Annotated in this window: 11 protein-coding genes; 10 read left to right on the forward strand and 1 reads right to left on the reverse strand. The window is 66.9% G+C overall.

Annotated features, from left to right (window positions below):
* Positions 1-98: 98 nt before the first annotated feature.
* Genes AC0CMF_RS23405 through AC0CMF_RS23425 form a run of 5 tightly spaced genes read left to right on the forward strand, consistent with a single transcriptional unit; the run spans position 99 to position 5,634 of the window.
* Positions 99-1,175 (forward strand): ABC transporter ATP-binding protein, encoded by a 1,077-nt coding sequence (locus AC0CMF_RS23405; RefSeq protein WP_374630499.1) that lies wholly within the window; start codon positions 99-101, stop codon positions 1,173-1,175.
* Between the two features lie 45 nt (positions 1,176-1,220).
* Complete coding sequence (locus AC0CMF_RS23410; RefSeq protein ID WP_374630497.1) at positions 1,221-2,183, forward strand: ABC transporter substrate-binding protein; 963 nt, start codon at positions 1,221-1,223, stop codon at positions 2,181-2,183.
* Positions 2,184-2,186: 3 nt separating this feature from the next.
* On the forward strand, positions 2,187-3,914 hold the full coding sequence (locus AC0CMF_RS23415; RefSeq protein WP_374630495.1) for an ABC transporter permease: 1,728 nt from the start codon (positions 2,187-2,189) through the stop codon (positions 3,912-3,914).
* Complete coding sequence (locus AC0CMF_RS23420) at positions 3,902-5,035, forward strand: MBL fold metallo-hydrolase (protein ID WP_374630493.1); 1,134 nt, start codon at positions 3,902-3,904, stop codon at positions 5,033-5,035. The genes AC0CMF_RS23415 and AC0CMF_RS23420 overlap by 13 nt, the downstream gene beginning before the upstream one ends.
* Positions 5,032-5,634 carry a dual specificity protein phosphatase family protein gene (locus AC0CMF_RS23425; RefSeq protein WP_374630491.1) on the forward strand — a complete coding sequence of 201 codons (603 nt, stop codon included), beginning with the start codon at positions 5,032-5,034 and terminating at the stop codon, positions 5,632-5,634. Before AC0CMF_RS23420 ends, AC0CMF_RS23425 begins: the two co-directional genes overlap by 4 nt.
* Positions 5,635-5,878: 244 nt before the next feature.
* Here AC0CMF_RS23425 and AC0CMF_RS23430 read toward each other — a convergent pair whose 3' ends face one another.
* Positions 5,879-6,058 carry a type II toxin-antitoxin system CcdA family antitoxin gene (locus AC0CMF_RS23430; protein ID WP_374630489.1) on the reverse strand — a complete coding sequence of 60 codons (180 nt, stop codon included), beginning with the start codon at positions 6,056-6,058 and terminating at the stop codon, positions 5,879-5,881.
* 226 nt (positions 6,059-6,284) lie between these two features.
* On the opposite strand from AC0CMF_RS23430, the gene AC0CMF_RS23435 reads away from it, so the two are divergent.
* The 5 genes from AC0CMF_RS23435 to fhuB all read left to right on the forward strand — a co-directional run bounded on the left by AC0CMF_RS23435 (position 6,285) and on the right by fhuB (position 13,976).
* Entirely contained in the window at positions 6,285-6,785 is a 501-nt protein-coding gene (locus AC0CMF_RS23435) for an RNA polymerase sigma factor (protein ID WP_374630488.1), read from the forward strand.
* Between the two features lie 20 nt (positions 6,786-6,805).
* The gene (locus AC0CMF_RS23440; RefSeq protein ID WP_374630486.1) at positions 6,806-7,816 is read left to right on the forward strand and encodes a FecR family protein; all 1,011 of its coding nucleotides are present in this window, start codon (positions 6,806-6,808) and stop codon (positions 7,814-7,816) included.
* Positions 7,817-8,656: 840 nt separating this feature from the next.
* Positions 8,657-11,056, forward strand: coding sequence for a TonB-dependent siderophore receptor (locus tag AC0CMF_RS23445; RefSeq protein WP_374630484.1), 2,400 nt, complete (start codon positions 8,657-8,659; stop codon positions 11,054-11,056).
* Positions 11,057-11,100: 44 nt separating this feature from the next.
* Positions 11,101-12,006: an ABC transporter substrate-binding protein gene (locus AC0CMF_RS23450; protein ID WP_374630482.1), complete on the forward strand. Its 906-nt coding sequence runs from the start codon at positions 11,101-11,103 to the stop codon at positions 12,004-12,006.
* Complete coding sequence (fhuB, locus tag AC0CMF_RS23455) at positions 12,006-13,976, forward strand: Fe(3+)-hydroxamate ABC transporter permease FhuB (RefSeq protein ID WP_374630480.1); 1,971 nt, start codon at positions 12,006-12,008, stop codon at positions 13,974-13,976. Before AC0CMF_RS23450 ends, fhuB begins: the two co-directional genes overlap by 1 nt.

Here is a 13,976-nt window from a genome sequence, read left to right on the forward strand (position 1 = left end):
AGCATAACACCTGTAATGTGCACACGTGTGCAGATCAAGTTTTATCTGTGGTCAGGCACATCAAATCACTGAGATTGCTCAATTTTCAGGATCGGCACGTGGCTGGAATCGAACTGACGGATATTGCCCGGAGCTATGGCGGCAAGCGGGTGGTGGACGGGGTGTCCCTGACGGTCAACGACGGGGAATTCGTCGCCATTCTCGGCCCCTCCGGCTGCGGCAAGACGACGATGCTGCGGCTGATCGCGGGCTTCGAGACGCTGGAAGCCGGCTCCATCCGCCTGGGCGGGCGCGAGGTGGCCTCCCCTGCCGCCAGCCTGCCGCCGGAAAAGCGCAACATCGGCATCGTCTTCCAGAACTACGCCCTGTGGCCGCACATGAGCGTGGAAGAGAATGTCGGCTATGCGCTGAAGGTGGCCGGTGTCAGCTCTGCAGAGCGGGCGCGCCGCTGCCGCGAGGCGCTGGCGACCGTGGGCATGGAGGCTCTTGGCACCCGCGCCCCGTCTGATCTTTCAGGCGGCCAGCGCCAGCGCGTTGCTCTGGCGCGCTGCCTTGCGGCCAACCCGTCCGTGATGCTGCTGGACGAGCCGCTGGCCAATCTCGATGTGCACCTGCGCGCCTCCATGGAGCGCGAGTTCCTCGACTTTCACCGCCGCACCGGCGCCAGCATGATCTACATCACCCATGACCAGTCCGAGGCCATGGCCCTTGCCAGCCGCATTGCGGTGATGGAGGCGGGCCGGGTGATGCAGTTCGGCAAGCCGCGCGAGCTGTACCGCGAACCGCAGAACGAAATGGTCGCCCGTTTCATCGGCGGCGGCCTGATCCTGCCGGGCACGGATGCCACCCCTTCGGGCCGCGCAGGCCATGCCATGGTGGATATTTTCGGCCACCGGCACGAGGTGCGCGCCCGCTCCGGCCAGCAGCAGCAGGCAGCGGTCAGCATCTGCGTGCATCCGGGCGAGCTGGCGATTGCCGCCGGTTCTGAAGGCGGTTTTGCCGCCACCATCACCCAGGTGATCTTCCGCGGCTCCCACACACAGGTGGATTTCCACCCCCACGCCATGCCGGACCTTCAGCTGACGCTGCAGGCTCCCGGTGACTTCGCGCTGCCCTCCGGCAGCGTCATCCATGTCCGGGCCGAAGACGGCTGGATCATTCCGGATGCGGGCTGACATGCCCCGCCGGCTTTCTACCCTCAAAGACGACAGGATCTGACCATGCGCCTTCTTTCTGCACTTGCTCTCATGCTGATGGCCGGCACGGCTCACGCCGGAACGCTGGTGCTCTACACCTCCCAGTCGCCGGAAATTGCCCAGCAGACGGTTGACGCCTTCAAGGCGAAGAACCCGGGCATCGAGGTGGAATGGACCCGCAACGGCACCAGCCAGCTGATGAACGTGCTGCGCGCCGAAATCACCGCAGGCGACGTGAAGCCGGACGTTCTGCTGGTGGCCGACACCATCAACCTGGGCCAGCTCAAGGCCGAAGGCCTGCTGATGGCCTATCCGGAAGCCAAGGTGGACGGCTATGACGCCAGCACCTATGACAAGGACAAGATGTTCTTCGGCACGAAGATCATGTCCACCGGCATTGCCTACAACACCCAGAATGCCAAGCCCGTCGAAACCTGGGCAGAGCTGCTGAGCGAAGACAACAAGGGCCAGATCGCCGTGCCGAGCCCGCTCTATTCGGGTGCTGCGCTCAACCACATGCACAGCGTCGTCAACGTGCCGGGCATCGGCTGGGAGTTCTATGAAGGCCTCGCCAAGCTCGGCATCGCCCCGGAAGGCGGCAACGGCCCGGCGCTGAAGGCCGTCGCCGGCGGCATGGCCAAATATGCCATCGTCGTCGATGCCGACGTGATGCGCGCCAAGGCCAGCGGCTCGCCGGTGGACTTCATCTTCCCGAAGGATGGCGTCTCCTTCATCACCGAACCGGCCGCCATCATGTCCACGGCGAAGAATGTGGATGCCGCCAAGGCCTTCATCGACTTCCTGCTGTCGAAGGAAGGCCAGGAACTGGTGGTGTCGCAGGGCAACCTGCCGATCGACGCTGGCCTCACCCCGCCGGCCGGCTTCCCCAAGCTGGACACCATCAAGCTGCTGCCGGTGGATGCGGACAAGGCCGTCGAAACCGACGCGGCCGCCCGCGCCAAGTTCACCGAGATCTTCGGCGGCTGAGGCATGTCCGACATCACCCTGTCCGCATCGGGGGGGCGCCGTCTGGCGCTCCCCTTGCGCACGGACTGGCTGGTCCTTGGCGGACTGGCCATTCTCGTCGGGCTGCTTTCCTTCGCCCCCCTCGCCCGCCTCGCCATGGCCGGTCTTGCGCCGGACGGGGTGATCGATCTTGACCGCCTGTCCTCGCTCTATCTCAAGGGCCGGGTGATCACGGCAGCGCTCAATTCGCTGCAGGTCGCGGTTCTGTCCTCGGTGATCGCGGTTGCCATCGGCACGCTCGCGGCCATCCTCACCGTGCACACCAACATGCGCGGCAAGACGGCGTGGATCTTCTGCTTCGTGCTGCCGCTGATGATCCCGCCGCAGGTGACCGCCCTTGCCTGGGTGCAGGCCTTCTCGCCATCGAGCCCGCTTCTGGGCGCGCTCGGCCTTGCCCTGCCTGCAGGCGTCAGGCATCCGATGTTTTCCGCCACCGGCATCATCCTGCTGCTGGGGCTCTACAATGCACCGCTGGTGTTCCTGACCGTGCGCGCCACGTTGCGCCGCATTCCGCAGAACCTGGCGGAGGCTGCCCGCGCTGCCGGGGCCGGAAACCGGCGCATGCTCTTCACCATCCTCCTGCCGCTCGCCCGCTCCGGCATCATGGCCGGGGCCGCGCTCGCCTTCGTCTCGGCCATCGGCAATTTCGGTATTCAGGCGATGCTGGGCATCCCGGCCCGCTTCCCGACGCTGATCACCCTCATCTATCAGCAACTCAACAGCTACGGCCCCTCGGCCCTGTCTGATATGGCCGCGCTCGCCCTGCTGCTTTCCGCCCTCACCGTGGCAGGCCTCGGCCTTGCCGGATGGATGGCCCGGCGCGGTGATCTCCGGGTCGATGGCCTCGGCCAGCCGGTCACCTTCTCCCTCGGCAGGGGCCGCATTCTGGCGGAAGCCGGGGCGTGGATCTTCCTCGTCCTCACCCTGCTGCTGCCGCTCTCGGCCCTCGTCACCACGTCGCTGGTCAGCGGCTTCGGGCAGGAGCTGACATTCGCCAGCCTGACGCTGAAGAACTACGCCAACGCGCTGGTGCATCATGCCTCGATCCGGCAAGCCTTCCTCACCAGCTTCGGCCTGACGCTGGCGGCAACGCTCATTCTGGTGGTGATGGCGGTGTTCCTCGCCTATTTCCTCAGCTGGCACAAAGGCCCTGTCGTGCGGCTGGTGCAGCTGGCGGCGGAGCTTGCCTATGCGCTGCCGGGCATCGTGCTGGGCGTGGCCATGATCCTCTTCTTCCTGAAGCCCCTGCCCTTCATCAATGTCAGCATCTATGGCACGGTCTGGATCATTCTCGCCGCCTATCTCTCCAACTTCCTCGCCCTCGCCCTTCGCCCCGTGCTGGGTGGCTTCGCCCAGATCGAGCGGTCGCTGGAAGAAGCGGGCCGTGTGGCAGGAGCCGGGTTCCTCGCCCGGATGAAGGACATCATCCTGCCCATGCTCGCCCCTTCCGCCATTGCCGGCGGCATCATCGTCTTCATGACGGCGCTGAACGAGATCCAGGTCTCCATCCTGCTCGTCTCCTCCAGCGCCCGCACCATCGGCCCGATGATCGTCTTCCTCGAGGAAGGCGGCGCTTCAACGCTGGCAGCCGCCGTCGGCTGCCTCATGGTGGTGGCCGTGCTGCTGTTGATGGGCACCGCCTCGCTGTTCTCCTCCCGCCTGCCAAAGGGAGCCCTGCCTTGGCAGAACTGAAAATCATCAGCGGTGCGGGCGGCAAGCTGCCCGCAGCCTTTCTGCTGGAAACCTGCGGCCGCCGCATTCTCTTTGACCTTGGCGAAGGGCCCGAACCCGGCGTTCTGCCGGATGTGAGCCGTGTTGGCCCTGTAGATGCCCTGTGCCTCTCCCATGCCCATCAGGACCACGCCGGCGCCCTGCAGCTGCGGGCAAAGCTGGGGCGCCCGCCAGTCTATGCCACGGCGGAAACCTTCGCCCAGATCCCGGAGGCGGTGCTGCCGCAGGCCGCGCGCCATCTGCTGCCGCTCGCCGGAACTGCGGAAGTGGCGGGGCTGACCCTCACCACAGGCCGCAGCGGCCATGCGCCGGGCGGCATCTGGCTGCATGTGGCGGCGGACTGCGGCTTTCTCTACATGGGCGACTGGACGCCGGAGTCCGGCCTTCTCGCCTTCGACCCGCCGCCCTGCGCCGCCTGCCTCGTCACCGACGCTTCCTATGGCGACCGGGACACCGGCCTTGCGGACCAGATTGGCCTGATGGCAGAGGCAGTGCGCGGCGGCGCGGTGCTGCCCGTGCCTTCCGCCGGGCGCGGCCCGGAAGTGGTGCTGGCACTGGCCCGTGAGGGGTTGAAGCCCCGCGCCTGCCCGGTGGTTCTGGCGGAGATGATGGCCCTTGCCCGGACACCCTCGCGCATCTGCCATCCCGGCACACGGGAAGAGCTGGCAGCGCTTCTGGAAAGTGCCGGGCGCAGCGGAGCGTATCAGCCCACGGATGTGATCGTCACCACGGAAGCCAACGCGGAATCCGGCCTTGCCGCCAGCCTGCTGGCGCGGGCGGGTGAGGGCTTCCGTTTCGTCTTTTCCAGCCACGTGCCCCCCGGCACGCCGGCCGCCGATCTGCTGGCGCAAGGACAGGCCGAATGGCTTGGCTGGAATGTGCATCCCCGCCTCAAGGACACGCTCTGGCTTGCGGACCACACCCGCGCCTGCCATGTGGTGCCTGCCTTTGCCGCGCCGGAAGCCATGCCGCAACTCACCGCCGCCCTCGGCAAGCGGCTGCACACTGGCCGCAGCCTTGTCTTCGGGCCGGAACTTGACCTGCAATTGGGACCGGTGCAGCCGGTCAGGAGATGGATATGACCCGCATGCCCCCCGCCAGCGCCCTTCTGCCGGAAGAAGAAGAGGACCGCCTGCCGGTGCTGTGTGAAGTGGCGAGCGGCCTCGGCCCCCACGGCGCCAGCCTCTTCATCGGCAACAAGGTGGCGGCGGATGATCCCGCCCTGCTGCTGGACGAAGGCGTCACTTCCACCATGAACCTTGCGGTCAATGTGGAAATGGCCCCGCTGACCCTTTCCGATGGCACCACCATCCGCCGCACCCACATCGGCCTCATCGACGGGCCGGGCAACGCGCCGCAGCACCTGCTGGCGGGCGTCATGGCCCTGCATGGCATGCTGGCGCAGGACAGCCCCGGCAAGCCGCATTACCCGCCCCACCGGCGCGGCCATGTGCTGGTGCACTGCCGGGGCGGGCGCAGCCGCTCGGCCACCGTCATCGCGCTCTATCTGCACCTCGCCCTGCCGGAGCGGTTCCCGGATTTCGATACTGCGATCAACCACGTGCGCCAGGTGCGCGGGCTCAGGGACAACCAGCCGCAACCCGCCATGCTCGCCCTCGCCCGCAACGCCCTCACCCACCTCTCCACCGGACTTCGCATCTTCGCACCTGCGAAGTTTTGAGGTGGGGGCTAAAGCAAGGCGCTTCTGCCCTCTTCCGCGGGGGGTGTTTATTCCGGACTGCCAGTCAGGCTTCAACTCCTCTCCCCCCTTGAGGGGGAGATGCCCCCGTCAGGGGGCAGAGGGGGGTAGCTGACTGTCCGCTTGTGAGAGAGTTCCCGCCGTGCTGAGGCGCTGATACCCCCCTCTGTCTGCTGACGCAGACATCTCCCCCTCAAGGGGGGAGAGGGGCGCTGCGGCCTTCCCATCAGAATTGCCGGTACTGATCCAGCGGCAGCCCATTCTCTTCCACCCAGGCGTTCGAGCTTTCGAGCGCGGCGGCATTTTCCCGCAGCCAGGCTTGAGCACGCTCCGGGGCCTGAGCTTCCGCCTCTGGCTTGCCGCGCCCGGCATCTTTGTGCCCGCCTGACTTGATCGCCTCAGTCATCAGATATTCCTCACGCCGTGATCCTGCGGGATTCACATATCATGTTTGAAGCCACCCGCGGCTTTCGGGCAAGGTGACAATTTAGCCATCCCGGCACCGCCCTTCAGCCCTCATAAACTTGACTATTAAATACAAGTATTATACCCGTGCGTCAGGTTCTGCCGGACATCTGCAGACACAGTCCATATTTTCCCGCCGCGCCTGCGGCATGGGGTTGTTGAAGCGCATGCCGTCAGATCAGGATCAACTTGCCGCGCTGTACCTGTCCGAGCGGGACCGGCTGCAACGGCAGATCAACCGCAGGGTTGGCTGCCCGGCGGCGGCATGCGATCTGGTGCAGGACATCTTCATGCGCCTGTGGGAGCGCATGCCCCTGCGCTGCTGCGGCGACCCGGCCTATCTCAGCCGCTGCGCCCGCAATGCGGCGGTGGATCACCTGCGCGCCGAAAAGACCCGCCGCAGCTTCGTGGACGGCCTGCTGCCGGACCAGTATGCCGCCGCCCCCGCCACGCCTCAGGAGATTTTGCAGGCCCGGCAGGGGCTGACGGGCGTTGATGCGGCGCTGGCCGCCCTGCCGGAGCGCACGCGCCACGTCTTCCTGCTCAACCGCATTCATGGCAGAACCTTTGCCGAGATCGCCGCAGTGATGGAGATTTCCGAGCGCATGGTGGCAAAGCACATGGCCCGCGCCATGGCCGCCTGCCAGAGCTGCCTTGCTGCCGAGTGAGCGGACGCGAAAGAACGCCGATGAGCCCTGCCCCTTCCACTCCGCCCGGCAAAGGCCCGGCCCATCGCACGGCACGGGACATCGAGGCCGAGGCCCGCGCCTGGTTCGTCGATCTGCTGCAGACGCCGACTGCCCGCAAGCGCGCAGAGTTTGAAGCCTGGCGGCAGGCCGACAGCGCCCATGCCGAGGCCTTCCGCACCATCGCACTGGCCTGGGAAGCGGCCGAAGCGCCGGGGCGGCGGCTGGCAGAGGCCGAAGGCGAGGCGCTGGAGCGCTATCTGCAGGCGATGGATGCCCGCAAGGCGCGGCGCCGGACAACCCAGCGCCTGACGGGGCTGACGCTGGCCCTGCTGGCGGTTCTGGGCGGGGCCATCTGGCTGGAGCGGCCGGAGTTGTTCGAGGACATGCGCGCCGATTACGTCAGCCCGCGCGGCAGCCGCACCACCATCACGCTTGCCGATGGCTCTGCCGTGCTGCTGGATGCCGGCAGCGCGCTGGCCGAGGATTTCACGCCCGGCGAAAGGCACGTGCGGCTGCTGCGCGGCACGGCCTTTTTTGATGTGGTGCGGGACGAGACCCGCCCCTTCACGGTGTCAGCGGCAGGCGGCAGCATCACGGTTCTGGGCACCCGTTTCGACGTGCGCCTGCAGGAAAGTGGGGGCACCGTCACGCTGGATCATGGCAGCGTTTCCGTCACCGCCGAAGGCGCTGAGGCCGTGCTGAAGCCGGGCGAACAGGTGGATTTCGGCGGCAAGGGCGTCTCCGCCCCCCGGCCGGTGGACCTTGACGAAACGCTGGCCTGGCGCAACGGCCGTTTCGTCTTCTACCGCGCCAGCCTCGGTTCGGTGCTGCAGGAAATCGGCCGCTACCGCAAGGGCCGCATTCTCGTCACCTCCGATGCGCTGGCCAGCGAAATGGTCAGCGGCAGTTTTTCGCTGGACGATACGGACGCCGCCCTCGCCGCCCTGCAATCCTCCGTCGGCTTCCGCATCACTTCAGTCGCGGGCCGGCTGACAGTGATCTCGCGGTAGAACGGTTTCGTTGAAAACAGAACCGCGGGCACAGCGCAGCCAACAGGCACCGGGTCACACCGGCCAAGCATGAGCCGGGGGCTACTAGCATGCAGAGAAATGCCGTTGGCCCGAGCGCTGCGGCAGAGGCCCACCCGCTGCAGAAGCTCCACACCCTCCGCGCCGTCCCGGCCTTGTGCCGGGACCTGTCAGGGACGCAGTGTGGCCCGCCGCCGTTGCAAGTGCTCGAGGAGAGAGGCCGCACCAGCCTTACAGGCCCCGGCGCAGGGCCGGGGCGGCGCGGTGGGTGGAATTGACGAAACGGCAAACCACCGGCGAGAGCAAACCTCTCCGCCGCAAACACATTTCACCGCTCTGGAAACGAGTGGTTCCCGGATCTCCGCTTCGCTCCGTCCGGGACGACGCGGAGTGTGTGGCACGGCGTTTCAGCCCCCCTCCCCCTCGTGGGGAGGGGTTAGGGGTGGGGGGACAGGCCTTTCCGTCTGGCAGAGTATCCATTGATTGCGGGCAGCTGCTCCTCGTGAGGCCTCAACAGGAAAAGTTTATTTTTCAAATCCTTGCAGGCGCAGAGCCCCTTACCCCTTACCCCTTACCCCTTACCCCTTACCCCTCCCCACGAGGGGGAGGGGGGCGGAGATGCACCGCCACAAATCCGATGCATCACTGCGGGGCAGCGCCCTGTCATCTGCCGCTGATCCGCCCCAACACCCCCTCAAAAAAAATCAAAAAAACCGCATCCCACCGGTTCATGAAGCGCAGCTCTCATCCGTGAAGCAGGTAGAGACACGGCAGGAAGGGGGCTTCCGCCGTGCAAAAGCCTTGCGAAAGAGGACAGGTAACATGGCGTTGAACGGGTTGGGCAAATCGGGCGGACTGCGGCGGACGGGACTTCTTCTGGCGGCAACGCTGCTGACCCCCGCAGCCATCATGACGGCGGGAAGTGGTGAAGTGCGGGCTCAGGCGGCCAGCCAGCAGTTCAGCTTCAACATCGCTGCCAAGCCGGTGCCGCAGGCCGTCAATGACATTGGCCGCATTACCGGCCTTGCCGTTGTGGTGCGCGAGAACCAGGCCATCACCCGCGCGGGCAACCCGGTGCGCGGCTCGATGACAGCAGCCGAAGCCCTGTCGCGCCTGTTGCAGGGCACCGGCCTTTCCTACCGCTTCAGCAACCCCGGCACGGTGCAGGTCTATGATCCCGCCGCAGCAGACGCGGGAACCAGCGCCACGGCCACCAGCGGCACCACGCTGGACAAGATCCAGCTGCAGGGCGACACCAACGGCGCCACCACCTTCGTTGCCACCAACGTGACCGGCGCCACCAAGATGGACGCCCCGCTCATCGAGGTGCCGCAGTCCGTGTCCGTCGTCGGCCGCAAGCAGATGGAAACCCAGAACGCCCAGAGCGTCACCGAAGTTCTGCGCTATGTGCCGGGCGTCGCCATCGAAACCTACGGCCCGGACCCCAAGGGCTATGACTGGATCATGATGCGCGGCTTCAATGCGCAGGCCACCAGCTCCTACATGGACGGGCTGCGGCAGGTCTCCAGCAGCTACAGCTTCTTCCGCACCGATCCTTATCAGCTGGACTCCGTCGAAGTGCTGCGCGGCCCCTCCTCCGCGCTCTTCGGCCAGAGCGATGCGGGCGGCGTGGTCAACAAGACCAGCAAGAAGCCGACGGAAGAAGTCATCCGCCAGATCGCCTTCGACTATGGCAGCCATGACCGCAAGCAGGCGCAGTTCGACTTGAGCGGCCCGCTCAACGAAGACAAGACGGTGCTTTACCGCGTCATCGGCACGGCGCGCGATGCCAACACCCAGTTCAAGTATTCCGACGGCTCGAAGATCGGCGATGACCGGCTGATGATCGCCCCGGCGATCACGTGGAAGCCCAGCACGGACACCAGCCTGACCCTGAGCGGGCAGGTGCTGCGGGACGAGAGCGGCGGCACCATCATGCTGTTCACGCCGACGAACATCCTGCTGGGTGACCCGAACTTCAACCAGAGCGAACAGCAGCAGCAGACCATCGGCTACGAATTCGCGCATCGCTTCAACGACACATGGTCGGTGAAGCAGAACGTGCGCTATGGCCACACGGACTTCCTGCTCGACAACCTGTTCCTCTCGGGCATGAATTCCTCGGGCGTCACCCGCATCGCCCGCCGCTTTGACGAAAGCTTCGATGCCTTCACTGCCGACAATCAGGTGCTGGCGAAGTTCGACACCGGCCCTGCCTCCCATCAGGCGCTGATGGGCATCGATTACAGCTGGTCCGATGCGGATGTGAAGCGCTATCAGGGGCTTGCCCCGTCGCTCAACCCCTTCAACCCGGTCTATGGCGTGAATGTGCCGGTGCCCACGGCGGCCTTCATCAACTATTCCGAGCGCTACCACCAGACCGGCCTTTACGTGCAGGACCAGATCAAGTTCGGCAACGGCTTCATCGCCACGCTTGGCGGGCGCTATGACTGGCTGAGCATGGACACGCACAACCGGCTGACCAGCACCACCACGAAGCTGGATGTGGGCCAGTTCTCGGGCCGGGCGGGCATCAGCTATGTCACCGCCTTCGGTCTGGTGCCCTATGTCAGCTTCTCGCAGTCCTTCGTGCCCAATGGCGGCGTCGATGCGCGCGGCAACACCTTCGACCCCTCGCAGGGCAACCAGTGGGAAGCGGGCATCAAGTACCAGCCGCAGGGCTTTGACGGCCTCTTCACCGCCGCCTATTTCGACATCACCAAGAACAACGTGCTGAACTATCTCTCCAATGGCACGGCGGTCGCCACCGGCGAGATCCAGTCGCGCGGCGTCGAACTGGAAGCGCGGTTCAACGTCACCCGCAACTGGGATTTCACCGCCTCCTACACCTACACCAAGGCGGAAATCACCAAGGATGCCGCTTCGGGCAATGTCGGCAAGCGGCCCATGCTGGTGCCCGAGCATCAGGCCTCCGGCTGGCTGAACTACACCTTCACCTCCGGTGTGCTGGAAGGCGCATCGCTGGGCGCGGGCATCCGCCACGTGGGCGACGTGTTCGGCAACAATGCCAACACCTTCAGCGTGCCGAGCCGCACCCTCTTTGATGCCGGGGCCAGCTACCGCGTCAACGAGCACGCCAAGCTGCAGATCAACGCCACCAACCTGTTCGACAAGAAGTACTACACCACCTGCGACGCCAGCTACTCCTGCTATCAGGGCGACCGGCGCACGGTGATGGGCCGTCTGACCGTCGATTTCTGAGAAAGGCGCCCCTGCCGGATCACCTTCCGGCGGGGGCTCGTTGCATGACGGACAGACGCACGCTCCTTGCCGCCGCCCTGAAGGGCACCCTCGCCGCTGCCATGCTGCCCCTTGGCGGAGCGCCCTTGCGCGCAGACGGAAGGCGGCGGATTGCGGCCATTGACTGGGCGGCAGCGGAATCCCTCATGGCCCTTGGCCTGCCGCCGCTGGCGGTGGCCGACACCGGCTATTTCAACCAGCGCATGCCGCAGGCCCTGCCGCCGCAAACGCAGGACATCGGCCCCTTCTGGGCCGTCAATCTGGAACTTCTCGACCGGCTGCGCCCGGATCTGATTTTTCTGGGCGCGCCGAGCCTGTTCATGACGCCGCTTCTCAAGGACATTGCGCCAGTGGAAGTGGTGGCCGAAGGAGACAGCGGCGGGCGCTCCGCCGCCATCCTGCTCCAATGCGCCGCAGCCACCGGCCTGCCGGACACCGCCGCAACCGCCCTGCTGGCCGGGATTACCAAAGAAACCGCCGCCCTTGGCGCCAGCCTTGCGCAGAGCCTTGCCGAGGCCCCGCCGGTCTGCATCCTCCTGCCGGACCAGAGCGGCGGGCGCGCCACGATCTACGGCAAGGGCAGCATGCCGGACACGGTGCTGACGCGCCTCGGGCTCAGCAACGGCTGGACCGGGCCGGTCAATGCCAGCGGCTTTACGCAGGCCGGGATGGACCGGCTGATGCCGCTGGAAGATGCCATCCTCATCCAGATCACCATCCCCTCGCTGGAGGCCCAGACGGAGCGGGCGCTCGGCAACAGCCAGATCTGGCAGCAGCTTCCCGCCGTGCGGCAGGGGCGGCTGGCGCGGATCAGCCAGTTTTATCCCTTCGGCGGCTGCCTGTCGGAGCTGCATCTTGCCCGCTCCGTTGCCAAAGCCGTGCTGGACCTGACGCGGGAGAAAAAATCCTGATGCCCGCCGCCGGTCTTCCCGCTGCAATGCCGCCCCCTGCAGTCCTTCGTGCAGGCATCCGCACAGCCCTTCTCACCGGCCTGCTGGCGGTGCCTGCACTGGCGCTGGCGGGACTGGCCATCACCGGCACCTCCGATCCGCTGATCCTCACCTACAGCCTGCTGCCGCGCATTCTGGCAGCGCTGGTGGCCGGGGCGCTGCTGGGGCTGGGCGGGGCCGTGTTCCAGCGCGTCTTCAACAATCCCCTGGCCGAGCCGTCGCTGCTGGGCATCACCGGCGGGGCGGCGCTGTGCATGGCCGCAACGCTGGTGCTGGCGCCGGTCCTGTGGTCGCAGGGCTATCAGATTGTGGCGCTGGCCGGGGCAGGGCTTGCCCTTGCCGCCGTGCTCGCCATCGCCTGGGGGCCGCATCTCAATTCGCAGAAGCTGGTGCTCGCCGGGGTGATGGTGAACCTGCTGTGCAATGCGGCCTATTCGCTGCTGGTGCTGTTCAACCACGATTTTCTCAGCAACCTGCTGACCTGGCAGGCCGGATCGCTGCAACAGAACGGCTGGGCCGCGCCGCTGCGGCTCACGGTTCTGGCGCTCCTTGCCATCATCCCCCTGTGGCTGCTGGAACGGCCGCTGCGCCTGCTGGCTCTGGGCGATGCCGGGGCCACAAGCCTTGGCCTGCCGGTGCGCGTGGTCAAGCTGCTGATGCTGGGCCTCGTTTCCTGCCTTGCCGCCTGCGTGACGGCGGAATTCGGCCAGATCGGCCTCATCGGTCTGGCCGCCCCGGCCCTTGCCCGGGCCATCGGCCAGCGGGCAAGCCCCGGCCTTGCCACCGCCGCCCTCACCGGTGCGCTGCTGCTGCTCACCGCCGACCAGTGCATGCGGCTGCTGGCGCCCTTTGCCGGGGATCTGCCGGTGGGTGCGGCGGCCGGGCTCTTCGCTGGCCCCCTGCTCATCCTTCTCGCCCGCCGCGCTTCCGGCAGCGCGCCGCTGAATTTTCAGCTGCAGGCACCGCAGCGCAAGGCCGGAGCGCGCCTCCTGCTGCTGCTGGGCCTTGCGCTGACACTGGCCTTTGCCGCCGCCCTCATCGTGGGCCGTGTCCCCGGCGGCTGGTCCCTTGCGCTGGACGGCGGGGATCTCGCCCGCATCTGGCAATGGCGCCTGCCGCCGCTGCTCGGCTCGGCCAGCGCGGGCCTCTGCCTTGCCCTTGCGGGCCTGCTGCTGCAACGCCTGCTGCGCAATCCGCTGGCAAGCCCGGACCTGCTTGGCATCGGCCATGGCGCGGGCCTTGCGCTGGCGCTGGCGCTCGTCATCCTGCCCGCCGCCAGCGCCCCGGCGAAGCTGGCCGTGACGCTGACCGGCGCCGGGCTCGCCATGCTGGCGGTGACGCTGCTTGCCCTGCGCAGCCGCTTTGATCCGGCGCGCATGCTGCTGATTGGTGCCGGCATCGCCAGCACCGCCAATGCCCTGCTTGTGCTGGTGATGGCCGGCGGCGGCCAGCGGGGGGCGGCGCTGCTCGGCTGGTTCTCCGGCATCACCTCCTCCACCAGCTTGCCGGTGGCCGTGGCTGCCGCCCTCACCGGCTGCGCCTGCCTTGCAGGCAGTCTTCTCCTCAGCCGCAGGGTCGATCTGGTGGCACTGGGAGAGCCTGCCGCCATCAGCCTCGGCGTCTCCGTGCGCCGCACCCGCATTCTGGGCCTGACGCTCGCCGCCCTTGCCACCGCCGCCGGAACGCTCGTCACCGGCCCCGTCAGCTTCATCGGCATTCTCGTGCCGCATCTCGTCACGCGCCTCGGCTTCCGGGGCACGGCCAGCGCCAGCATCGCCTGCGGCCTCACCGGCGCGCTGCTGATGACGCTGGCCGAATGGGCGAGCCAGACGCTTGCCTGGCCCTGGCCCCTCTCCCCCGGCCTCCTCGCCGCCCTCCTCGGCGGCCCCTGTTTCCTGTGGCTCCTGCGGCGGCAGACGGCACAGGGGTGA

This window comes from Pannonibacter sp. CBAS1226 (genome assembly GCF_055685825.1).

What these genes read in the sequence shown, in the direction of transcription:
- AC0CMF_RS23410 (WP_374630497.1), top strand. Translation starts at nt 1,221, where the DNA reads ATGCGCCTTCTTTCTGCACTTGCTCTCATGCTGATGGCCGGCACGGCT.
- AC0CMF_RS23415 (WP_374630495.1), top strand. Translation starts at nt 2,187, where the DNA reads ATGTCCGACATCACCCTGTCCGCATCGGGGGGGCGCCGTCTGGCGCTC.
- AC0CMF_RS23425 (WP_374630491.1), top strand. Translation starts at nt 5,032, where the DNA reads ATGACCCGCATGCCCCCCGCCAGCGCCCTTCTGCCGGAAGAAGAAGAG.
- AC0CMF_RS23430 (WP_374630489.1), bottom strand. Translation starts at nt 6,058, where the DNA reads ATGACTGAGGCGATCAAGTCAGGCGGGCACAAAGATGCCGGGCGCGGC.
- AC0CMF_RS23435 (WP_374630488.1), top strand. Translation starts at nt 6,285, where the DNA reads ATGCCGTCAGATCAGGATCAACTTGCCGCGCTGTACCTGTCCGAGCGG.
- AC0CMF_RS23440 (WP_374630486.1), top strand. Translation starts at nt 6,806, where the DNA reads ATGAGCCCTGCCCCTTCCACTCCGCCCGGCAAAGGCCCGGCCCATCGC.
- AC0CMF_RS23445 (WP_374630484.1), top strand. Translation starts at nt 8,657, where the DNA reads ATGGCGTTGAACGGGTTGGGCAAATCGGGCGGACTGCGGCGGACGGGA.
- AC0CMF_RS23450 (WP_374630482.1), top strand. Translation starts at nt 11,101, where the DNA reads ATGACGGACAGACGCACGCTCCTTGCCGCCGCCCTGAAGGGCACCCTC.
- fhuB (WP_374630480.1), top strand. Translation starts at nt 12,006, where the DNA reads ATGCCCGCCGCCGGTCTTCCCGCTGCAATGCCGCCCCCTGCAGTCCTT.